The 24,708-nt window shown below is 44.2% G+C and carries 15 protein-coding genes; 5 read left to right on the top strand and 10 right to left on the bottom strand.

Annotated elements, in window-relative coordinates; all coding sequences use genetic code 11:
* Nucleotides 1-72: 72 nt before the first annotated feature.
* The 5 genes from MHH63_RS05240 to MHH63_RS05220 form a co-directional block, all read right to left on the bottom strand.
* Nucleotides 73-2,052: a beta-galactosidase gene (locus MHH63_RS05240; protein WP_341171290.1), complete on the bottom strand. Its 1,980-nt coding sequence runs from the start codon at nt 2,050-2,052 to the stop codon at nt 73-75.
* A 120-nt stretch (nt 2,053-2,172) separates the two neighbouring features.
* Nucleotides 2,173-3,528, bottom strand: a complete 1,356-nt coding sequence (locus tag MHH63_RS05235) for a family 43 glycosylhydrolase (protein ID WP_341171289.1) — start codon at nt 3,526-3,528, stop codon at nt 2,173-2,175.
* Nucleotides 3,529-3,614: 86 nt separating this feature from the next.
* Nucleotides 3,615-5,288 (bottom strand): hypothetical protein, encoded by a 1,674-nt coding sequence (locus MHH63_RS05230; protein WP_076186948.1) that lies wholly within the window; start codon nt 5,286-5,288, stop codon nt 3,615-3,617.
* Nucleotides 5,289-5,329: 41 nt separating this feature from the next.
* Nucleotides 5,330-6,199: a carbohydrate ABC transporter permease gene (locus MHH63_RS05225; protein ID WP_081383383.1), complete on the bottom strand. Its 870-nt coding sequence runs from the start codon at nt 6,197-6,199 to the stop codon at nt 5,330-5,332.
* A 51-nt stretch (nt 6,200-6,250) separates the two neighbouring features.
* Nucleotides 6,251-7,207, bottom strand: coding sequence for an ABC transporter permease (locus tag MHH63_RS05220; RefSeq protein ID WP_341171288.1), 957 nt, complete (start codon nt 7,205-7,207; stop codon nt 6,251-6,253).
* A gap of 228 nt (nt 7,208-7,435) precedes the next feature.
* On the opposite strand from MHH63_RS05220, the gene MHH63_RS05215 reads away from it, so the two are divergent.
* The 3 genes from MHH63_RS05215 to MHH63_RS05205 all read left to right on the top strand — a co-directional run bounded on the left by MHH63_RS05215 (nt 7,436) and on the right by MHH63_RS05205 (nt 11,456).
* Nucleotides 7,436-9,166, top strand: coding sequence for a sensor histidine kinase (locus MHH63_RS05215; protein WP_341171287.1), 1,731 nt, complete (start codon nt 7,436-7,438; stop codon nt 9,164-9,166).
* Nucleotides 9,147-10,502, top strand: coding sequence for a response regulator transcription factor (locus MHH63_RS05210; protein ID WP_341171286.1), 1,356 nt, complete (start codon nt 9,147-9,149; stop codon nt 10,500-10,502). The genes MHH63_RS05215 and MHH63_RS05210 overlap by 20 nt, the downstream gene beginning before the upstream one ends.
* A 75-nt stretch (nt 10,503-10,577) precedes the next feature.
* Nucleotides 10,578-11,456, top strand: coding sequence for a helix-turn-helix transcriptional regulator (locus MHH63_RS05205; protein ID WP_076186952.1), 879 nt, complete (start codon nt 10,578-10,580; stop codon nt 11,454-11,456).
* A 969-nt stretch (nt 11,457-12,425) separates the two neighbouring features.
* Here the strand turns inward: MHH63_RS05205 and MHH63_RS05200 are convergent.
* Together MHH63_RS05200 and MHH63_RS05195 are read right to left on the bottom strand one after the other, a co-directional pair.
* Nucleotides 12,426-14,615: an alpha-galactosidase gene (locus MHH63_RS05200; RefSeq protein WP_076304597.1), complete on the bottom strand. Its 2,190-nt coding sequence runs from the start codon at nt 14,613-14,615 to the stop codon at nt 12,426-12,428.
* Between the two features lie 235 nt (nt 14,616-14,850).
* Nucleotides 14,851-17,283: a beta-mannosidase gene (locus MHH63_RS05195; RefSeq protein WP_341171285.1), complete on the bottom strand. Its 2,433-nt coding sequence runs from the start codon at nt 17,281-17,283 to the stop codon at nt 14,851-14,853.
* Between the two features lie 166 nt (nt 17,284-17,449).
* Here MHH63_RS05195 and MHH63_RS05190 point away from each other — a divergent pair, with 166 nt between their 5' ends.
* The gene (locus tag MHH63_RS05190; protein WP_341171284.1) at nt 17,450-18,301 is read left to right on the top strand and encodes a helix-turn-helix domain-containing protein; all 852 of its coding nucleotides are present in this window, start codon (nt 17,450-17,452) and stop codon (nt 18,299-18,301) included.
* A 71-nt stretch (nt 18,302-18,372) separates the two neighbouring features.
* On the opposite strand, the gene MHH63_RS05185 is transcribed toward MHH63_RS05190, so the two are convergent.
* The 3 genes from MHH63_RS05185 to MHH63_RS05175 all read right to left on the bottom strand — a co-directional run bounded on the left by MHH63_RS05185 (nt 18,373) and on the right by MHH63_RS05175 (nt 21,967).
* Entirely contained in the window at nt 18,373-19,986 is a 1,614-nt protein-coding gene (locus MHH63_RS05185) for an extracellular solute-binding protein (RefSeq protein ID WP_038574721.1), read from the bottom strand.
* Nucleotides 19,987-20,093: 107 nt separating this feature from the next.
* Nucleotides 20,094-20,984 (bottom strand): carbohydrate ABC transporter permease, encoded by an 891-nt coding sequence (locus MHH63_RS05180; protein ID WP_036683186.1) that lies wholly within the window; start codon nt 20,982-20,984, stop codon nt 20,094-20,096.
* Between the two features lie 26 nt (nt 20,985-21,010).
* Entirely contained in the window at nt 21,011-21,967 is a 957-nt protein-coding gene (locus MHH63_RS05175) for an ABC transporter permease (protein WP_051491272.1), read from the bottom strand.
* 257 nt (nt 21,968-22,224) lie between these two features.
* Here MHH63_RS05175 and MHH63_RS05170 point away from each other — a divergent pair, with 257 nt between their 5' ends.
* On the top strand, nt 22,225-23,949 hold the full coding sequence (locus tag MHH63_RS05170; protein ID WP_339169184.1) for a cache domain-containing sensor histidine kinase: 1,725 nt from the start codon (nt 22,225-22,227) through the stop codon (nt 23,947-23,949).
* Nucleotides 23,950-24,708: the final 759 nt, after the last annotated feature.

The following is a 24,708-nucleotide window of genomic DNA, read 5'->3' as shown; positions in this document are numbered from 1 at the left end:
CTACATTGCAGAGGAGAGGACAAAAAAGGCCCCACCATTGGCTGGGGGCCTTTTTGTTGTAAAGATTTGCAATCAGAATCCCGTTTTCGGAATCTCCATTGGCACAATATTATAGGGCGCTGTCATACCCGTCCGCACCTGATACATCTGGTCATGGGCCTTTCTCGCTGCTTGCACGAAAGGTTCATATGGACGGTTGCAGACATCCACTACACCGATTTGATAGTTTTCTCCGTCATAACGTCCGAGCACAGGCTGATCATTCCATTGAAAATAATGAACTCCGATGAGCTGCGGGATAGCTGCCCCCTGCTCCACATAATAACGGTAAGCCTCACCGCGCTCCTTCTGGGTTGCCACCGCACGGATCCCATAAGCCAACATGCCGCCTTCAGCCGCACCAAAATGATATTCCCCAATCATGACTGGTTTGTTCAGTCGTCCACTGATCTGGGCGATCTGTTCCTTGTCAGGACTGAACTGATAGCAGTTCATAGAGAATACATCAAACCATTCGCAGCCCTCCAGCACTTCATCACTGCCAACCCAGGCATAACGCATTCCCAAATTCAGATGATTCGGATCCGTCTGCTTGCAAAGACGGGCTGGCACTTCTACATACCGTCGAATCATGATCCGGTTAAACTGGTTATAATCCACTTCTCGGGCAGAAGTGAGATTATCCCCGGTTACATTCACATTCGATACATCGTATAAATCCTCGAATTCTTCAAAAACGCTATCCCACGCCATGTTTAATCGTTCCACTGTTTTGTACTTTTCTGCAAGCCAGCGAATGAATTCCTTCTTACTGGCATAACGGACCGGAGATTTCAGCATCTGCGCGGTCAAATTCAACCCATCCACGAATGCCCAATGCGGCTCATTACGCATGAAATAACCGACCATTCTCTGGTCTTCCCTTAATGGAAGAAGCTGCTCCGCAAAGCTCCCGGCATTCCGCTCATACTCCGGGCTAAACACATCGGGGAAATCCCGGAAAATAGTCTGCTCCGTCATAGGAAAGTCCACTAGAGGATAAACATACGGAAGCTGGGATTCGTTGATAAATCTATCATTAGACCAGTTACCGATGGTGTTGAATCCCCATTGTTGTAAGCGAAAATCCGTCATAGCCACCCAGTTAGAGCGCCACTCCGCCCCAAAAGCAGTGATCAGATTAGCAATCTCGAAGCTGAATTCCTCGCCATCCTGTGACCAAGCTTCTTGATAGATTCCTTCCCGCTCCGGCAATGAGGGTATCAAGTGTTCCATGCCAGTTACATGCATAGAACAAGCTGGACCCACACAGTCCATCCCCGTACTGAACAGGGCATAACCCTCTGGATCAACGAACCACCAGCGGCTGCCGTCAAACTCCGTGCGGAAATATCCAGTTGCCGCGAATCTCAGCGCCTTCCAACCTCCGTACCTGCTGAGGTCACCTCCATTGTGATCAGCTTGTGCCGCAAGTTGCCGCTCTGTGCGCAGCCGATCCGTCAACGCTTCTGCATCAACCGTTTTCCCTGGCCAACCCCTTCCCTTTAATTGGCCCAGATCATCTATATATGGTTGCTGTTCATACTCAAAGACGGGCTCAGTTAGACTTAGAGCCAAGTCACTAATTTGCACAGCTCTACTTGTTGTTGAAGGGAGAGTAGCGATAGAGAATCGAGTGATATGCTTGCGATCGATGCCTGCATCTCCCCTCAGTACTGTCTGCATCACACCCGGATAACGGGGAAGGAACAGCTTCTCACCATTTAAATGAATCAAGGGTAAACAAATTTCCGTGCGCACACCGGGTAAAATTCCTACATGATAAGTAATGACGCGATGATCCCGATCATAAAAACTGAATAACAGCACCAGAACGTCATGGCTTTCATGGTAAACCTCCGCATTAACGAAACCATAATCGCACCAAGCGGCGGATTCCAGCTGCCCTGGCTGAAGCTCAAATCCACCACCTTCTGGTGTAGTGATGAACTGAAACGTCTCAGAGGAAGTCGCAGTAAGTTGTGTATGGGGGTCACTTTTAAACCATTCCATAGGGAAGGAGACAGATAAACTCATCGGTATACCTCTTTTCTCTAAACTGTTTACCTTACTGAAATCAGTTGAAAAAGCTGCGGGTCTGCACCTAGACGGGGACCATGGCAGCGTGTGGATTCAAGAAACACACAACCCCAGCCCCCCACGCTGTTCTCCTGCTACGGTAAGAACTCTTCCGTCATTGCTCCCAATAGTCAGTGAACCTGCTTCTGTCTCTGTAAGCAACCATATAAACTGATCTTCGTTGTCACGAATAGGCTCCAGCAGCAAGGAATTCAACGGGCCAATAGATAAGGCCTTTTCACTGTTTCGAATTCTCGCCCTACCCTTCTCCCCGTATTCAACCGTCCATCTCTGCTGCTGATCTTCATACGAAAGCGTCCGGACTTCGACGTTCAGGGTCTCCTCATGTTCAATGGATTGATTTCCCACCGCCAGATAAAGCCCCATTCCTAAGCTTTTCAATCTGAACAGACCACTACCAGAGCCGCATTCCACAGCTACGATTCCCTTCCTAAGGTCAATCACCGTTCGCTCTGCCCAGTCAAGCTTCATTTCCCGGTCAGAAGGAAAGCTGAGCGGCAGAAATACATAGGAAGAGGCATAATAATCCGCAGGGTCCCAGCGATCCCCAACATACAAGTAAGAGCACTGGTCATTGTCTGTTCCTACAATAGGAACTATAAAAGCAGGCTGGCTGTCGTATGTAGTGATGTCGCCCAAAGGCAGCAAGGGTGACCAACGACCAAATAATTCCTCAGACCAGGCATAGGTTCCTTGGTTAGGCAACCAGCCCGTACAGGCGGACGAGATGAGGAAGTATACACCCTGACGTTTCATTAATGCAGGTGCTTCACGCGCTTGTCCGGGCCACAAGGTCTTGACCTGTTCTTCTATGCTGAGGTAATCAGGTGACAGACGATACATAATAAGATCAGCATTTTCCCTTGCCGCGGAGATAAAATATGCCGTCCCATCGTCATCCTGGAACAAGGTGCAGTCCCGAGACATGTTACCTATCGGATTAAAGCTGCCCCGGTAAACATAATCCCCATCTACCGTCCCGCAATCAGCGATCGCGCAGCGCGCATCAGAGTAGTCGCGTCCATTTTCCCAATGCATCCACATAACAAATCTCCCTGTAAGTTTGTTGTAGAGTACTTTTGGGCGCTCAATTACCGCACCCGTTGGGCGCCCCTCCCTGTCCAAGGGTTCAAGCTCTAATGTGGTGCGATGATAAATCGGCTGTACCGGTGAATCGAGTGTGAGCACATCATTGCGCCATTCCCAATTCACTAGATCCACAGATCGGTAGCAGCTCACTCTCCGCCGATCCATCCGGTTCTCACCAAACCAGTAATAATATCCATCCGTATAGAGCATATGTCCACCATGTGCATGTACAGGATTTCCGCTCATATCCAGAAGTGGAGCGCTATTTAGTAGGGTGACTGTACTCGCATTTTCGTCCATGATTAACCTCCAGAGGATCAGATTTTTAGACAAAAAAGCAGGTCCGGCCAAGGATGACCTTAACTGAACCTGCTGTTCTTGCGAACTTATTTCAATCCCATCTGAGACATCACATCCACCTTGCTAGCATTGTTATACCATTCGTTGATTTCTTCGGAAATTTTCGTACCGCCTTTGTCATGCCATTGCTTCACGAAGTCATCGTACGCAGTTAGCGGCTCTTTGCTGTAAATAATTTTGGTGAAGGTTTCCTTTTCCATCGTATTCAGTTGCTCCCAAGTTGTCTGCATGGTCTTGGTAGGTGGACCGTTAAATGCATTTGGAAGCAGTGACTCTCTATTCTCATAAGAAATCACATATCCCTCTTTGGCTGTTTCATCATTTGATGCCGATCTGATCAAGACCCCATTCTCTGCTTTTGCACCTTTGGAAAGATCATAAAAAGATTTACCTGGACCATCAACACTAGGTGTATTTTTGGTAAAAGCCATTTTACCTACACCTTGAGCGGCATCCAAAGGCGTATTGAATTTCTTGGAATCGAATACCACTTCATCGCCAACGATGTCATAATCATATCCCTGAGCATAACCATATTTGAAATCTCCGGTACCAAATGCTGCATCGTAAAGCTTGTCATAATACAAGAAGAAAGCTTCCATATTGTTAAAGTCTTTATTAAACATAAAGACACCATCGTTCTGTTGACCGGATTGGTAGGTTCGATCCCCACTTACACCGTTGATAGTTGGGTAAGCTTTGATTTTAGCCCCTTTTACGTTAGTTTCCACATCTTTAACACTGCCGTACAGCCAAGGACGGCCAATAATAATCCCTGCTTTACCTTCAGTGAAATCCGCCAGTGCATCCCATGCACCCTGTGTAGCCAACTCCTTATTTAAATACCCTTTGGAGTACCAATCGCGAAGTTTAGCTAACGCATCCTTTGTCCCATCAGCGACGGAACCGTAAGTGAGTTTTCCATTGTCGTTATACCATTGGCCGGGGAGACTCTTCCCTGTATAAGCACTAAAAATCATTACAGAGTCGCTTACCCAGCCCGTGTTGTAAGAATCTTTTCCCGAGAAATCAAATCCATAAGTATCATTTTTTCCGTTACCGTCCGGATCATCATTCGTAAAAGCAGCGATTACCTGTTCAAATTCATCTATATTTGTTGGCGCTTTTAAATTTAATTTATCTAACCAATCTTGACGGATAAGCATGACCTCACCTTCAGTGAGATTGGGCGAGATCGCCATCCCATAAACCTTGCCGTCCTGGATAACCGGGTTGAACGTTGTTGGATATTGTTTATATATTTCTTTCAGACGCTCAGGCATGTATTTGTTAATGTCCTCCGCAATATCTTTTACAAGTCCAGATTGAATCAGATCATTTTCTAATGAGGTATCATACACTGGCAAAACATCCGGAAGCTTCTCGGAACCAGTGAGCGCTAAACGAAGTTTCGTATTATATTGGGAGGCATCACCGCCCAAAAGAGTAGTTTGGATGTTAATCCCTAGATTCTCGACACCCCAGCGGGTCAACACATTATCATTTAAGCTCTCCCCGTTGATATATTTACCGGCATTCTCATCTTGTTGCTTGGCGATGTTGATAGTAATAGGAGGATCGTATTTGCCGTCTTTGAGAACCGCTTCTGCCGCAGTAGATTCTTTACCGTTTGAGCCGCAGCCCGCTAGCAATCCTGCCATCAATACAGTAGTCGTTAGTAAGGCCCCTGTTTTTTTCATCAATAAGCTCCTTTGAATTAAAGTTTTATATGTTGGTCACGTTATTCTTTTACAGCACCCAGAACGATGCCTTTGACAAAATACTTCTGTAGAAAAGGGTACACAAGGATAATGGGCAGTGTGCTAATAAAAATTTGCGCAGCTTTGATACTCTGTTCTGACAACGCGGCTGCTTCTGATTGACTAAGTGCCATACTCTGCGCTGATCCTTGCACCACTACAGTCTGTAAGAATGAAGCTAACGGATAGTCCGTTGTATTCGACATATACAAAATCCCATCAAACCATGCGTTCCAGCTCCCCACCATGATAAACAAACCAACGGTTGCCAGACCGGGAAGGGAAAGCGGAAGATAGATTTTCCGGAAAATGACGAAGAACGAAGCCCCATCGATAAATGCCGCCTCTTCAAGCGCCTTAGGGATTGTTTTAAAGAAATTCATAATCAGAATCAAATTATAAGCTCCGAAGGCACCGGGAAGCACGAGCGACCAGATCGTGTCCTTGAGCCCAAGTTTCGTAACCAATATATAAGAAGGAATCAATCCACCGGAAAACAACATCGTGAATATAAAAATCCACATTAAAGCATTACGCCCACGGAAATCTTTGGACAAGGCATACCCCGCCGTTGTAATAATGAACATGCTGATTAACGTCCCCAGTACCGTCCGGACCACTGAGATTCTCATGGAGCCTGTAAAATTCGTGTTTTTAAAAGTTTTCACATAGGCTTCGATATTAAAGTCCACCGGCCAAAAGGATACCAAATTCCCATTTACCGCTGTCTTACTACTAAATGATTGTGCTAGCAAATGAAGCATAGGCAATAAACACGATAAGGCTACTAGAATCAGGAGGATATGATTGAAAATCGAAAATATCCTATAACCCTTGGATTTATAATACACTCCCATTCCTCCTAACAGTTTTGTAAGCTTTGTAAGCTTAACAACTTCGGCTTAAAATATTTTGTAGTTAGCTACCTTGTAAGCAATTCGATAGGAAATTACGATTAATATGAAGCTGATGCCGGATTTAAACAATCCAACAGCGGTACCAAAACCGTATTGGCCATTCAATAAGGATGACCGGTAAACATAAGTATCGATGATATCCCCCGTACTATATACGAGTGGATTGTATAAGTTAAAGATTTGGTCAAATCCTGCATCCAGGATATTCCCAAGGCTTAACGTTGCAATTACGATGATCATCGGCATCATACTCGGTAAGGTAACATGTCTTATTTGTTGGCGGCGTGACGCGCCGTCGATCTCAGCTGCCTCATAATAAGATGGATCGATCCCTGTAATCACCGCTAAGTAGACAATCATGCCAAATCCGAAGTTTTTCCATAAATCACTGATGATGATCGTCGGTCTGAACAGCGTAGGATCGCCCAAAAAGAAAATCGGTTTCAGTCCGAGGAAATTCGTAAGAAAATGATTTATGCCCCCATCCAGACCTAAGATATCAATCATGATTCCGGCAACGGTTACCCAAGAGAGAAAATGCGGTAAATAGACCAAGGTTTGAATACTCTTTTTAATCCCCATGTTTCTAATCTCGCTTAGCAGAATCGCCATAAAGATAGGAACAATAATTCCGACTATAATTTTGATTACAGCAATAATAAGGGTGTTGATAATGGATTGTGTTGCCTCATTATATTGGAAGATTCTTGCGAAGTTATCCCAACCAATCCAAGTTGAACCTGTAATTCCAAGCCAGGGCTTGTAATCCTGAAAGGCCATCACTAATCCGACCATAGGACCGTAGGCAAAAATTAGAACGAATACCAAAGCTGGAATACATAAAACATACAACGGCCAATTTTTTTTGATTTCCTTTTTCCAAGGATTCTTTCTGCTTTTTTTAACGTTGGCTTTCTCACTCCATTTGAGCTGGGTATTCATTATCTGTGCTATTGTGCTTACCCCCTTTTACATTCTTGGCTGCTAATTTCTTTCTGGTTTAATGTTAACAAAAGCGCTTTCATTCGAAAATGTCTCAAATTAAATATCATAACCACTCGCTAAACATCTTTATAAACGCTTTCATTTTGCGAGAGCTCTTCTCTTTTTCTTTTGGAATATATGGCTTATGATGAATTCACACGAGTCTTAGCGACAGGAGTAATGCTTATGATTAAAAAAGTAAATATGAAACGTTTCATATATTTTTTCGTTTTTTTCCTTTTACTTACCTTAAGTTTGTTTTTCGTAATGAACTCCCTAGGTTCCAAAACCATTCAAGAGAGCTTGGTTAACTCCTCCAAAAATCAGCTAGCCTATACGGAAAGCATTCTGGATGGCATCATCTCTGAGGCAAGTTTGTATGGCATCCAATATACAGCCGACACCTCCGTACGTTTCTATCAAAGCAAAATACAAGAGATGAACAATTACGATGCCCAGATGAAAAAAAACGATATCTATGACCGCATATCAGCACCACTTCTCTCCAGTCAGGCGATTGAATCTATCGGTATCTACTGGAAATCGGACGGCACTTTTATTTTTACGGGTCATGATTCGCTTGCCAAACAGCCCTTTCAGAAGGTCACGCAGCGAGGCTGGCAGATTGTTAATAACAATTTGTATTATTTTTCAATCTACCCTTATATTCATGAACCTAAGAATCCTGCCAATATTCAGTACATCGTGGGCGTTAAGCTGAAAAAGGAGTATTTAACAAGTCTTTTAGAAAAAGCAGTGAGTGACGGCGAGAGCTCCAATGCCTTTTTACTTGTGAACAAGAGTTTAATGATTAGCAATAAAGCGGTGGATATTCGAATCGAGGAAAAAGCCAAGGAGACGATAACACCCAATGCACATGAAATCCTAAAGTTTGACTATCATATCAACGATGACGATTATTATGTTTTATCGAAGTATATTGAGCCGATTGATACGTATCTTGTTACCTATACGCGAATGAGTGATTTTTTGAATCCGCTTAACCGGAATAAACAGGTGTTTTTTGTCAGCATCTTAATGATCTTGATCATTGGTCTTATCGTGATTTTTATGTTCTATCGAAACTACTATCGTAATGTATATTTGCTCGACAAGAAATTCTACCAAGTGGAACAAGGGAATTACAGCACCAGAATTAGTGAGAACCCGGACAATCAATTTTATAGTCTATTTAAAAGCTTTAACCACATGGTCGCCAAAATACAGGCTTTATTCGCTTCATTAAAAATAGAAACCGAGCTGCGCAGAAACGCCGAAGTGAAACAGCTACAGGCTCAGATCAATCCACATTTTCTTTACAATAATCTGTTTTTTATTATGGCAGTGGCAAAAACTTCACCGGAAGCCGTAATGCAGATGAGCAAGCATTTAGCAGAGTACTATCGTTATTTAACAAAAATGAATTCAGATAATGTTACGTTGGCTTCTGAATTGCAGCTTGCCGATCATTTTTTATCCATCATGTCACTTTCCAAAAAAATAAATTATGAAATCAACCTGCCTCCTGAACTGGGAGAGCATCTGATTATGCCACTGATTATCCAGCCTATGGTCGAGAACGCAATCCAGCATGGGATTGAAGAACAGCAAGGGGCTTATCGCGTTACTATAGATGTAAAAGAACTTGATACTGGAGCATTAATTATTGTTGCCGATGACGGTAAGGGGCTTACTGCTGAGGAAATACACCAGCTAATGGCCAGACTTGAGAATGAATCCCCACCTGAAGGATCAAGAGGAATTGGTCTTTGGAACATTCATCATCGCCTCAAAAATGCGTATGGTGAATTAAGCGGACTGCGGTTCTTCATCAATGACTGGGGTGGTTTATCCGTGCTGGCATTCATAGATTTCTCGCTGGATGAAGGAGGACAATATGCGATTATTGATAGTTGATGACGGACATTACATCGTTGAATATTTAAAACACCTGCTGGATTGGAGCAAATTTGGAATTGAGCATATTGAGACGACAACAAATTCGATTGAAGCCAAGGAGCTATTGAATCAGAATCATATAGATATCCTTATTACAGATATTCGTATGCCCGAGGTATCCGGCATTGATTTACTGCATCATGTTCATGAGAAAAAGCTCAATACCAAGGTAATTTTCCTTTCCGGTTATTCTCAATTTGATTATGCACAACAAGCCATCCGTCTGGGCGCACTCGATTATTTACTCAAGCCGGTAGATAAAGAGGATATGGAAAAAGCCATGCGTCAAGTTATTAAGAATATCGCTGAGAAACCCCCAAAAACCCCAGTGGCAGAGAAAAAGATAGATGGGCTAGGTTACTTGCTTTCTGTTATTAGCGGACCTTCCCCACTACGTTATGATCACAGCACACTCGACACTGCTTTACGGAATGAGCACTTTTGCTTTTTTCACGTCTCAGGGGCTAGAGGGAAAGATGAAATGATGTTAAAAGATCATAATGGTGGACGGGACTTTATTTGGATCACTCCATCAGCCATTACTGGAATTATTCCAGAATCCAATACCGAAACTGTGGCAAGCAGCGTCGATTCCATTTCTTTTTCCGAGCCGTTTGAATTTTCTCAAAAGCATGCTGTTCGGGATATTTTTTATCATTTCTTTTTTAATGAAAATATTGGGACCAGTGACTTTACTATGCTGAGTGCCTCTAGTGCTCTCCCTAAATTAGAGCTTGGAGAATGGGAACAAACCAGAAAAAACATTTTAAAAAACTTTGCCAAGCTCACTGTCAAAAAACAAAAGCTCCTCTACCTGCTCGAATTCATTAATTTGCTGTATTCCACAACCGATAAAATCCAATCAGCTGAGGTTGCAGACTGGATTTTCAATCAATTATCAGAGCCAGATACGGCTCTTCAATCCATCTTGCAGAGTCTCACCCAATTAGATAGAAGCGCTAAATTTTCCAATCAAAACATTGTTCATACCATTCAAGCCTATATCTCCAATCATATTAGTGATTGCTTGAGCCTGGAGGACTTAGGGAAAATTGTTCACCTACATCCTGTTTACCTGTCCAAATTTTATAAGCAGGAGACGGGTGAAAATTTATCGAGCTACATTTCTTCTAAACGCTTGGAAAAGGCCTCCAAGTTATTGATCGATTCCAACTTACATGTGCTCGATATTTCACATCTAGTCGGCTACAAAAAGCCACAATATTTCATTAAGCTGTTCAAAGATCAGTATGGCATTACGCCTTATCAATATCGAAGACAGCAGATTAAATGAAACAAAAATTGAACAGATCAACAAAAAAGTTTACACTTTGAATGAAGTAACGAACCATGGAAAGGAAACCTGCTAATGTTGCGCTCCTCCTACACCATTCGCTCGGAAGAACAAGCTTCTATGCTTCTGTTTGATTCTATTGGCTGGGAACAAGCCGAAACTCCGGCATATTCATTCAACGGCCAGAACCGGACGGAGAGAAGTTGTGTTATTTTTCAGTACACCTTATCTGGAGAGGGTAGAATTGAAATAGACGGGGTTGTTCACCCATTAACGAAGGGCAAAGCTTTCCTAGTGACTGTCCCCAGTATACACAGATATTATTATCCGGAGAAAGGTACAGAGCCCTGGGAATTCATTTGGCTGAATGTACGAGGACCTCTAGCTATTTCACTCTGGAACCAGCTGATCGCACATGGTGGTCCTATTATAGAACTCCCTCAGGAATCGGTTCCGATGGATTTATTGTGGAGTATGTTCAAGGACATCCAGGTTGATGAAGAAAGAGATTTGCATTTTCTAACGGGGAAAGCCTTTCAGTGGATATTGTCCATGGAGAAATACCTCAAGAAACCGAGTTTGTTAACCACGTATATAAAAAATGACAAACTCCATGCCGCTATACAATTCATGAAAAATGATCTGCACAATAATAACCTTAGCTTAGACGATGTCGCCGCACATGTTGGAATTTCTAAACATCATCTTTGCAGGCTATTTCAAAAAAACATCAATCTCTCGCCCTTTGAGTATTTAAGAAGGAGACGGATCGAGCTGGCAGCATCTATGCTGAAAACAACAGATCAGACGATCTACCAGATCGCTGTGGACACCGGGTTTGACAATGCCAGCTATTTCGGCAAAGTCTTTCGTTCCTACTTTGGAGTTAGCCCCTCCACTTACCGCGAGCAGGACCTAGAGTTCCTGTCCAAACATGTGTTTTTTGAAAATTGATGTTGCTAGGCATATCTATTAGGCTTCGATAGAGCTGAGTGGCAGGTGTGGCAGACGTGGCAGGCGTGGGGTGCTAATTCGGGGCCGATGGATGCAAGTAGTAACCATTCAGATCTGGTGGTGCCAACTCACAAGCACCCTCCCCCGCTTTCGGACCCAGATGAAGCTATTTGCCAATTTTTCGTCTTTTGAGTACTGTTTCGGACTCCAGTGCAGCTATTCCTTCGAAAGAGATGCATATTAGGTACTTTTAGAGTCAATAGCGACTATGCGGTCCGATAAAACTCCAAATGTGTGAAAAGACTGCGATTAGCGGCATTTGAGTCCGATAGCACCGTGTTGGTTGGGTAAGCAACTTGCATGTCGTACTAATTCGCGTCCAGCAGCCCCCGCCTAGGTAAACATCCTTCTAAACACCTTAATTCGCATACGAAAGCACCGTGTCACCCCTCTACCGCCGCTTTCGGACTCAGATGACGCTATTTGCCAATTTTTCGTCTTTTGAGTACTGTTTCGGACTCCAGTGCAGCTATTCCTTCGAAAGAGGTGCATATTAGGTACTTTTCGAGCCAATAGCGACTATGCGGTCCGATAAAACTCCAAATGTGTGAAAAGACTGCGGTTAGCGGCATTTGAGTCCGATAGCACCGAGTTGGCTGGGGAAGCAACTTACATGGTGCACCAATTTGAGCCCGCCGACTTCGAGTTATAAACACTCAATTCCAGTGGCGTCAAGCTACTTACAAGGTGCACTAATTCGCGTACGGCAGCACCTGGCTAGCAAAGCATCTTGCTAAACACCCTTATTCGAGCCCGCTATCCCCGGCTAAGGCTAGGTAAACATTCTGCTAAACACCCCATCCAATAACAGCTTCGGGCGCGCAGCTAGTCACAAAAGAACTCAAAAAAGGAGAAAAAAAAGGAAGGTGCTCAGCAGCCAATGGCTTTTGGGGCACCCTCCTTTTTTGATTAAACTTCTCTAAGCACGAAAAGTAGGCTTCTGAAATCGCCCTCAAGCTGTGGAAGCGTGAGTCCGAAGTGCATCAGCTCATCCCCTCTGTATACTCCGCCGTTAAGCTCAAGCTTATACGATTTCGCAGGGTCGAGTCCTTTCAGACGCAATCTGCGCAACGGTGGATTAGGCCCGGCCAGAACTTGGAAGTAGGTGGCGAAGGCTTCTTTTTTATCAGCGGAAACAAACATCCATGCCGTCTCGTTTCCTTCAAAAGGACTAAGCAGTCGATAGAAATCACCGTACTGAATCAGCATTCTCAGTTCCTTGTACTCCGAAACCTGCTTGCGGATATCCTCGCGCTCAGCTTCAGTAAGCTTGGTCAAATCCAGCTCGTAGCCGAAATTACCCGACATCGCGACATGACCACGTGTCTCCAAAGGTGTAATACGATGTACCTGATGGTTAGGAACAGCCGACACATGGGCACCCATTGAACTCGCAGGATACACCATACTTGTTCCGTATTGGATCTTCAATCTTTCCACTGCATCCGTATCATCGCTAGTCCAGGTCTGTGGCATATAATACAGCATTCCCGGGTCAAATCGTCCGCCCCCGCCGGAGCAGCTTTCGAACAAAATATGAGGGAAACGGGAAACGATACGTTCCAGCACATCATAAAGTCCAAGGATATAACGGTGTGCCGTTTCACGTTGACGTTCGGCTGGAAGAAGCGCTGATCCAATCTCCGTCATATTCCGGTTCATATCCCATTTCACATAAGTAATCGGAGCGGATGATAATACCGAGCTAACTGACTCGACGATATAATCACATACATCCTTACGGGATAAATCCAGCACTAGCTGCTGGCGGGCTAATGAACTTTTATGCCCAGGTACATGGAGACACCAGTCTGGATGTTCACGGTAAAGATCACTTTCAGGCGATACCATTTCTGGCTCGAACCATAATCCGAATTCCATGCCCATTGCCGTGATATCTTCGCCTAGCTTTCCAAGACCTTCAGGCAGCTTGCGACGATCCTCTACCCAATCTCCCAGGGAGCTGTCGTCGTTATCACGTTTGCCGAACCAGCCGTCATCCAGCACGAACAGCTCCAGGCCTAGCTCTTTGCCTGCTTTAGCAATTTCTTTGATTTTATCCGCGTTAAAATTAAAATAAGTCGCTTCCCAGTTGTTGATCAGAATAGGACGCTTGCTATCGCGGAATTCACCTCTGCATAACCGGGTCCGATACAGACGGTGATAGGTTCTCGATAAACCGCCAAGCCCTTCACTGGATCTTACTAATACTGCTTCAGGTGCCTGAAAGGATTCGCCCGGTTCAAGCAACCACTGAAAGTTGAAAGGTTGAATACCGATCCCTACTCTGGAAATTCCGTATTGATCCACTTCTGCTTGGGCGAGGAAACTCCCGCTATACACAAGGCTGAATCCATAAACTTCGCCATGGTCCTCTGTCGCATCTTTTGCAAGCAAGGCCATAAAAGGATTCTGCTGATGGCTGCTGGAGCCGCGTTTGCTGTCAATCCGCTGGATGCCAGGAACGAGGGGTCTTTTGTGAATATGGCGTTCTCTAGTCCAAGTACCGGATAATTGCAGCATGTCATAGTCAGAATCATGGAAGTCAACATTCGCACTTAATACTCTTTTCAAAACCAGATTGTCCTTACCCAGATTCTCAATCCGCACGGAACGTGTTATAACATCCTGATCGTTAAATACGGTATAGCTCAAGGCAGCGATCAATCCTGTTTTATCATCTTGCAGTATAATTTCCAAGGTCTCTGCTTCTTCATCACTTTCAACATAAGTAGCAGGCAGACCTTTGAGTGCAGGTTTTCCTTTATTAATGGTGTAGCTCTTATAACGGAAATCCGTTACGGTCGTGCCATCTACTAGGTGAACCTCCAGTGCCGGTTCGCGGAAATCCCCGTTTCCATAGGAAGGGAATTCGCTTGGCAAGGTGTCGAGGGAGATATTTTTATCCTCCTGCAAATAAGTTGGACTAAAAGAGCAACGTTCCACCAAATTCAACGGGTGTTGAAATTCTCTCCCTGCCAATTTTGGGCCCCAGTAGACATGCGCTGGAATAACACCTTTGATCATTTCAATAATATAGCTGGATTTCTCTGACTGTAAATGAAACACCTTGCGGTTGTCGTCATAATAAATACCCATAATATGTTTGCACTCTCCTTAAGGTAGCTCAATAGAACGTTTATTGTTTGTAGTTAATGCTTCTTCGAAGTCTATTTTAGAGTGAAATGGAAGGGGATACAATCTTAATATCTATACCTATTATAGTAAAATATTGATCTATCTATACACAGGATCTAAACCACTAGAATATATATCATCAAACTGTCATTTGGAGATTGGTAGCCTAAGATATAGTAGGAAAATAACCTTTTGCTTAAATATCAAAGACGGAACGTACAGTAAGCTGGGCACGCAGTTCCTCAGCTGTAGCTGGTTTATCGAGATCTTTTTTGGCAACCGTAACGATTCTTGAAATGCCAGCTGACAGGTCGAAATAGCTATCACTGAAGATCGCATCTCTTTCCTTGAAATCAAGTCCAACGAAACGGGCATATGCTTTTGACTTCACAGTAATAACGAATTGTTCTGCTTCCTCTGTGACTACGGCTTCAAGCTCAGGATCAACAAAGCTGAAGTGTTTCGGCTTAACGAACAAGACGGTTCCCCCGCTTATCGTCTCCCCCTCTACCTCAAATACATATTCCAGATAGGCTTCACGTTTCTTCTCTTTTGTATCCAAGACATGACCAAAATCAAGCCGATCGAACTCGGCACTGCTTAAAGCCTCAATCTTCACCGACTTCGCACCTTCCATTAGAACCTCTGATGTCGGAGTAAGCAGTCTCCATCTTAATTCACCGCTCACTTTCTCTCGGCTCTCATTAGAGACATGCAGACAAACTACGGTTCCTTCGTCATGTGCAGAAGCAAGAACTGGAGCAAAAAAACGTCTAGCCGTATAATGCATTGCTTTCCACCGGCCATAATAATCGATGCTAGACCAAGAGGCAACCGGCCAACAATCGTTCAACTGCCAATACAATGCGCCCATGCAGCGCCCTCTATGTCTACGCCAATGCTCTACGCCACAGCGCATGCCTTCGGCTTGGATAAGCTGGGACGCATAGAGAATAGATTCAAAATCCTTCGGATATTTGTAGGTCTCGCCGATATAATAGAGAATTTTCTCATTTCCGGTATTGTTCTTTTGGTGGGACTCCATGACATAGGAGAAAATATTGCGATCCTCCGGCAGCGTAAAGGATTCAATCGTCTTCAAGCTTGGGAAGGATTGCAGGCCAAACTCAGACATATAACGCGGATAGAGCTTCCGGTAATCGGTAAAAGGCTCCTTGCCATGCCAAACTCCCCAGTAATGCATGTCTCCATAGTTCTCGTCATTCGGCTTATCAAAGCTTCCTTTAGAGGAAGGAGAGGCACGCCAGTAAAAGGTATTGGGATCAACTTCCTTAGCGATAGCCGGCAGAAGCACTTCATATTGCTTGATATAGTCGGCCTTTAGCTGGAGCGAATAATGATTCTCCCAATCCCAATCGACCCAAGCCATCTCCTGTTCGTTGTTGCCACACCACAAGCCTAACGATGCGTGATGGCGCAGGCGCTTCATGTTGTCGATCGTCTCATGTGTGATATTGTCCTCAAAAGATTCTGTCAGAGCATAGATTCCACAGGCATACAGATGATCCTGCCAGACAATAAGCCCATATTCATCGCATAGATCATAAAAATAATCGTCAGGATAATAACCGCCACCCCATACGCGAATAGTATTAAAGTTAGCAGCCACGCAGCTTTGGAGCAGGCGATCCGTGCGTTCCATAGTCACGCGAGGCAGAAGATTATCTTCCAGAATATAATCAGCACCTGTAGAAAAGATAAGCACGCCGTTGACTTCAAAAGCGAATGATTGTCCCCACTGGTCTTCTTCCTGCTTCACAGAAATCGTTCTTAATCCAATCCGCAGTTCTCGACGATCCAGCTCCTGTCCCTTCTGTAACAGCACAACCTCGACGTTATACAGGGGTTGTGCACCCAGATTATTCGGCCACCACAGCTCTGGCTCGATAATTTCCAGTGTAATATGATGATCTTCTCCGGCAGTTTCGAACACACGACGTTCAACGGCCACACCTGCTGGAGTGTGAACGCTGACTACGATTTCCCGTTCAACCTCCTGCCAGCTCTCTGTTCTTACCCGAACATCCAGAGTAACCTTATCCGGCTCGTGAAATTGTGTAATATAAACATCGTCAACACGGGCACTGTCATACCCCTGAATGGAGAGACTTCTCCAGATTCCAAGATCGGGTAGCTTCGGACCCCAGTCCCAGCCGAACATGGAATGTGCTTTGCGCAGATGGGATATTCCCTCCACTGCATCAGCACAACTGCTAAGCGGCAGCTCCGCTTGCTTCCGCAGAGCAAATTCCACTGGGGAACGAAAAATCGCGTGAATGGTGTTATCGCCTTGCTTCAACACTGACTTAATGTCCACTTCATACGTCCGGTGCATATTATCACTGTTCAGAATGTTAGTTCCATTCACAAAAAGCTCGCATAACGTATCCAGCCCCTCACACAGCAGAAATACGCAGTCATGCTGTAACACTTCAGCTTCCACTTGAAAGCAACGCTGATATTCGTAATCGTCATTGGATAATTCCAGAACCTCATATTCCTGCTCACGATAGAACGGATCCGGCATTTCTCCGGCATTCAATAAATCGTGATAGACAGAACCTGGCACACTAGCCTCCAGCCAACTCGGCTCATGCAGACGTCTCATTTTCCATTTTCCATTTATATCTACAAGATGCATTTTCTCCGCCTCCAAAATGTGCTATTTTGCCTTCTTATAGATCAAGTCTATCAATAATATCTTTATATTTCTTGTGTTGTGTTCTCGATAATCATGTGCTATTTTAACATCACTAATACCCTGGAGGACGAACATGCTCAAATACACCGAGGCAAGCCATATGAATCCTGAACTACTAGCAGACCCTTTCTGGGTGGAGTCCTTAAGTCAGGTATCTCCAGAGCATACGCATGATTTCTATGAATTTTTCATTCTCACAGAAGGCAGATGTCAGCATATTGTTAACGGGACAGCGCAGCTGCTTCAGACGGGCTGCCTTGTCTTTATTCGGCCCAGTGATACCCACAGATATGAAGCAGATGGTGATAGCGATTGCCGTTTCCTGAACATTCCCTGCCGCAAAAGCCTCATTGAAGATGCTTTAACTTATCTGAATGAAGAGGAGTTTTTGCACGGATTGCTGAACACGCCTCTCCCCCGAATCGCCATGTTATCTCAGCTGGAAATGGCTAGTTTCATCCGTTCTATGGAACGCATTCGAATCCTATCAACCCTAGACAAGGTTAAGTCCCGGATTTTTCTAAAAGGCCTGCTCGTCGATACACTCACCCAGCATTTTTTCTCCGCAGAGACAGTCGCTCAACCAGAATTCCCGCTCTGGCTAGAGCATGCCATAACCAAAATGCATTTAAAGGATAATTTGCACCGTGGACCTCATGCCTTGTACGAGCTGTCAGGGAGAAGCGCCGGCCATGTGAACCGTGCCTTCCGGCAATACTTGAACCAGACACCTACGGAATATATCAACCAGCTAAAGCTCAATGTAGCCCGCAACCTACTGCTCACTACCGAGCTGCGTGTGGTCGATATCGCTTTGGAATCCGGCTTCGAGAATGTCAGTCATTTCTATCATCAATTCAAAAAATTCTATCATCAAGCCCCGCTTGATTTCCGCAGGAATGCACATGTTAATCGGCTGGTTTAGTTTTTTTATACAACAAAAAAAGCTTCCCTCTGCTGAAATGCAGAGAGGAAGCTTTTACATAGATAAATATATTATTTTGAGTTCCACAATTCCATACGTTCGCTATACTTCTGATTGAAGATTTCTTCTACTTTTTCATCCCCAGCTTTTTTCATATCCGCAAGCATCTTGTCGAATGTAGAATTGGCTTCGGCTTCAGAAGGAGCGATGATTACTCTCGTAATGCTTTGGTCCATAATATCTTTTACTTTTTGCGCGGTCAGCGCTTCAGGCGTTCCGCCGTCAGGACCTAAGTTATCAAATTCTGCTGTATCCCATACAGAATCTCCAAGGCTCTTAATGGCCATTTCGTCAATTTCACTACGTTGGTATTTAACGGCCATATCGTATGGCTGTTCATTGGCATCCAGACCATTTTTAACAAACCACAACCATTTACGAACACCACTCTTCTTCACAGCATCGTCCCAGTTATCCTTGAAGCTTTGCAGGAATGCAGGGTCTGGTTGTCTCTTTCCATCCACCATGGTGTACTGCTCGCCTTCCTTACCCCATAGCAGCAAATGTTGTCCTTCGTCACTCGCTAGGTAGTTGAACAGCTTGATAGTTTCTTCAGGGTGTTTGTTATTTTTCGTAATGGCAATAGCATCCCATCCAAGTGAGCTTCTTGGTCCGAATGTTGTTTGGGAGGTCTCTGTGCCTGGTGCTACAACCTTGTACGGGAAGAACTGATTATCATCTCCGCCATCCTTCTTCAGAGTACCATTTGCGTTACCTGGGTCCCAGTATGCGCCTGGTGTGGAGAACACTGCGCCGGTAGCCAGCTTTTGAATCCAGGTTTGTGTTTTGCTGATGGCAAATTCTTTTTCGATTAGACCTTCTCTATACAGACTGTTCACATAAAGCAGCATCTCGCGATACTTTGGATCCTTAACATCATATTGTAATGTTCCATTATTATCGTAGTAGGTTCTCAGACCCCACATCCCTTTAAATGTACCCAGGTTGGCGCCCATATTTTCACCGTTCATCGTCATTGGAACAGTTTCTTTTCCATCAATTGTCTTGTTTTTCTCTTTAAAATTCTTTAAAAGTGCTTCAAACTCATCCGTTGTGAGTGGGGTGGAGCCATCTGCCTTATCTGGAGCCAGGTCAGCAACCAGATTTTTTCTCATCAGCATACCGAAAACAGGATCACTATCCAGGCCATACCAGTTAGCTAGGTAATAGTTTTTTCCATCTTTATAACGTGTTTTGATCAATGTGTCGCCGTACATTTCTTTAATGTCTGGTCCACTTTTCTCAATTAACTCATCGAGCGCTATAAATGCGCCACTTGTAATGTATTTATCGAGAGAAGCATCACCCCGGCTCATTACAACTACATCTGGATAGTCACCGCTGGCTAGCATCAAGCTCAGCTTTTCCGTAGGATTACCCGTTGGCTGCTGTATTGAGATCGAAATGCCCGTTTTTTTGGTGATTTCTTGCGCAATAGCATCAGTGAAAGGCTCACCCTTGGTATTTGAATCAAACCAGGTCAATGTAATCGGCTCTTGTTTTTTATCGTCTCCGGCCGTTTGGTTTGTATTGTTTTTTCCATCATTTGAAGCACAACCCGCTAATACACCAACGGCTAATGCTGCAGTAATACTCACGTTCAACCATTTGTTTTTCTTTATCATAGACACCCTAATTCCTCCCATTAAGTAAGTTACTTCATAAGTCTATCAAGCAACCAAGCAAGTCTGTCCGCTCACCCCCCTTCAGGGCCGCCATTTATTTAATCATATTAACTCTTAACCGCTCCCAAAGTCATACCCTTAACAAAGTACTTTTGCAGGAATGGGTATACCAGTACGATAGGCAATGTTGCCACCATCGTCGCTGCCATCCGGATAGTATCACTTGAAACCGCATTCCGCTTAGCCGAGTTAGCTAGCATTTGCGATTGCGATACCATGCCTCCGGTTTGGAATTGGCTTAATATTTTTACGAGTACGGCTTGTAAGGTCTTTAAGTCAGAACTATAGGTAAACGCATAGGAGTCAAACCACGAATTCCAATGTGAGATTGCCTGAAAAAGTCCTACAGTCGCAAGCACGGGTGTGGTCAAAGGTAGAACAATCCGGAAGAAAATCGTCAGGTCATTCGCCCCGTCTACCTTCGCCGACTCCTCGATCTCACCAGGCAGCCCCTCCATAAAGGTACGGACAATAATCATATAGAAGACATTCATCAGCCCTGGCAAAATAAATACGGAAAACGTGTCAATCATATTCAGCGCTTTAAGCACCATGTAATAAGGAATCAGTCCGCCTCCAAAATACATCGTGAAGACAAAATATAGATTCCATCCTTTACGTCCCATCAAATTCCGGCGGCTTAGCGGATAAGCAAGCATCGTAATGACAAGGACAGATAGCGGCGCTCCAATTACGGTACGTTTGACAGTAACCCATAAGCCATTCAAAATCTCGCTATCTTTTAAGATTTGACTGTAGCTATCAAAGGTGAGGACTCTGGGCCATAAATAGACGCCACCACGTACGGTATCCTCAGCAGCATTTAATGAAAGAACGAGAATATTCCAAAAAGGCAGAAAGGTAACTAACAACACAAGTATAAGAATGAAATAAACTATAAATTTAAAAATATGATCCCCGTATCTATTCGAAATCATCACAAGCGCTCCTCTCTTTTTCGTGTTTAGAACAACGCTTGGTCGTTCACTTTTCTAGAAATACGATTCACAATTACAACAAGTATGAAGGCAATCACGGATTTAAATACCCCAACGGCCGCCCCGTAGGAGAACATGCTGTTTTGTAGCCCGTATTTATATGCATAAATATCGATAACCTCTGAATACTCAAGCACGGTATTATTTTGCAGCAGGTATTGTTGTTCAAAGCCCGCATTCAAAATGCCTCCGACGGCTAGAATCCCTAAAATAACAATGGTTGGACGCAAGGCTGGCAACGTAATATGCCACATTTGCCGGAAGCGACTGGCTCCATCCACTCTTGCTGCTTCGTATAGCTCTGGATTAATAGCGGAAATTGCAGCAAGATACATAATGGCGCTGAAGCCCATTTCCTTCCACATGTTGGACAAAGCGATAATCCACCAGAATAGCGGTCCATTTTGTAGAAAAGCAACCGGTTCCTGAACAATGCCCAACGTCACCAGTAAATTGTTAAACATCCCATCAGAAGCCAGCAGCGTAATCACGATGTTTGCAGCGATAACCCATGAGATAAAATGCGGCAGATAAGAAACCGTCTGTACAAATCTTTTGAAAAATCCCTGCCTAGCTTCATTCAGTACAAGTGCGAGGATGATCGGCGCTGGAAATCCGAATAACAAGGTCAGCAAGCTTGTAGCGAGCGTATTACGCATTACACGGTAGAAATCTCCGGTAGTAAAGAAATACTCAAACCACTTGAAGCCTACAAACTCTGCATGGAAAAATTGTTGAAAAAACGTTCCTCCGCCCGGCTGATAATTCGTAAACGCCATATACATCCCAAACATAGGACCATAAGAAAATAGCAATGTCGCAATTAAGGCAGGCAGCATCAGCAAAAATAACCATTTCTGCTCTTTTAATCTGTACCACAGATTATTGCCTCTGACTGTTTTGATAGCGCTTGCTTTATGCATCAAATACCCTCCCTTTTTATTTAGCGCAGCATGTCGAGCCACATCTCGATTCAACTTCTCTCCTATTCATCTTAAGTCCGCAACAGGTGGCTTTCTATACTTCAATCCTCCGAATGATAGCGCTTTTTAAAGGAGTTTCGGCAGATTCGAGCATTGGATTTCGATATTCAGTCTGCTATGATGAACATGGCAAACAGCGAATTTACAGTAAAGAAGGGACTTCTTCTATGCGCCATATATATAGGAAATATATTTATATGCCTTTTATTGATTTGAGCTTTCGTTCCAAGCTGTTCAGCGTATTTGTGCTAGTGACCATTATTCCGATGATGCTTTTCGCCTACCTTTCCTACGAATTAACAAAATCAAAATTAACGGATCAGATTTACAGCAATATGATGAATTCAACAGCTCAGATTAATAAAAATTTGGAAAACAAGCTGGACAGCTATGAACATATTTCAGCTTCCATCTACCTGGATAACAGACTTGCCAGCTACCTCACGAGTGAATACCAGGATGATCCTTCTTATCTGGATGTCTATCAATATATAGGCAACCGCATGGACACGATAATGACTGCCTATCCTGATTTTGATAGCGTTTTCATTTATTCGGACAATGAATCACTTCCCAAAGATGATTACTATATCAAGCCGGTAACAGCTGAGGTTAAAGAGACCGAGCTGTTCAAGCAGCTTCAGCAGTCACACGGGAATATCATTCATCTGTCCTCACCGCAAACCGAAGATAGTCCGGCCATGTTTACCTTAGCAAGATTTTTGAACAATAACCGCAATCAATATCCCTACGGTATTCTGGTCTTCAGAATCTCCGAATCGGTAATCTATTCTTTAATGGAGGAAGAAGCGGGCGGGAAAGATATTTTTATTATTAATGACAAAGGGCTTATTCTCTCAGCAGCAGACAAGCACTTATTAAATACGAGCCTGCCGGAATTGCTTGATCAGAAATTCGATGAATCGCCATCGGGCAGATTTGACACAACTTACAAAGGGGTAAAGGCTTTCGCCGTCTATAACACGCTCAAAAATGGATGGAAAACCGTGTCCATCTTCCCTTATGACAGCATTATTCAGGATGCTAAATCACTCTCAGATCTGATTATCAAAATCTCCCTGGGCTTTATTGGCGTGGCCCTCCTGCTGATTTACATTACGGCGTCGCTATTCAGCAAGCGTATCCGTACTTTAATCCGGATGATCCGCCGCCTGGAACGGGGGGATTTCAATCATAGTACAGAAGAACATTTGGGAAATGATGAGATTGGCCAGCTGCATTTTGCCTTCAAGCAAATGACCACCCGGCTCAAAAGTCTCATTACCGAGGTGTATCAGAAGGAGCTGCAGAGCAAGGAAGCCGAGCTTGACCTGCTGCAAGCGCAGATCAACCCTCATTTTCTGTACAACACACTGGGTTCCATCTCGTCGCTTGCCCTAAAACATCAAGATACGCGTATACAAGATTTGGTGCTTCATCTAGCCAAGTTTTATCGAATCTCCCTGAATAAAGGGAAAAGTATATTGACCATCCACGAGGAATTAAAGCTGACCCAGAGCTACAACGCCATTCAGCTAATCCGCTTTAAAGGACAACTGAACATTACCTACACAGTAGATGAAGCGATTCTGCCTTACTCTACAGTCAAACTTGCCTTACAGCCTTTTGTGGAGAATGCAGTGCTGCATGCCGTGTGGAGTCAAGAAAGTCCGCTGAATATTCATATCAAAGGTGTCATGGAAGCGAACGATATTATTTTGTCAGTAATCGATGATGGCATGGGGATGAGCCGCGAGACGCTCAGTTCTTTGCTTGAGGATAAGCCTGGACGAGGGTACGGAATCACTAACGTTGATCGCCGCATCAAACTGAAATTTGGTGAGCACTACGGCGTTAAAGTGTTTAGCAGACTAGGAATAGGCACCACTGTGCAGATTCGTTTACCCCAAAAAGAGGTGTAGGAGCGGTGACGAGGGGATTCTCCATTGCGGGGATCGTTTGGCTTGCTTCTCCTTGGATATGATAGGATCGATGGGATCGTTTAGATCGCTCGGTACTATTTGCTCCCTGCTCATTCGTATCGGACCGAGGGGACCTTATTTCGATGAATCAGGGCATTTTGCTCGACTATCGGACTCAGATGCAGCTATTGACTCATTTGCACAGTAATTCTGGACAATTTTATAGCAATAAGAGCTATACAGTCCGAAATCTTTGTAAAATGACTCAAATATCCAAAATAGCTGCAATACGGTCCGATGTGTTCGACTTTGCGCGGGATTCTACTTTGCTGAGGTGTGTTCGACTTATGCTCCCTCCTCATTCGCATCGGACCGAGGGGACCCTATTTCGATGAATCAGGGCATTTTGCTCGGCTATCGGACTCAGATGCAGCTATTGACGCTTTTGCAGTGCAATTTCGGACAATTTTATAGCAATAAGAGCTATACAGTCCGATACCTTTGTAGAATAGCTCAAATATCCGAAATAGCTGCGATACGGTCCGATGTGTTCTAACTATGATCTACTTTGTCGGGGTGTGTTCGACTTTTGCGCGGGATTCTACTTTGCTGGGTATGCTCTACTTTTGCGCGGGATTCTACTTTGCTGGGTATGTTCTACTTTTGTGCGGGATTCTACTTTGCTGAGGTGTGTTCAACTTATACTCCTTCCTCATACGCATCGGACCGAGGGACCCTATTTCGATGAATCAGGGTACT

Source organism: Paenibacillus sp. FSL H3-0310, from assembly GCF_038002785.1.
GTDB classification, from domain to species: Bacteria; Bacillota; Bacilli; order Paenibacillales; family Paenibacillaceae; genus Paenibacillus_AQ; species Paenibacillus_AQ odorifer.
This window is presented reverse-complemented; position numbering and strand designations above follow the sequence as displayed.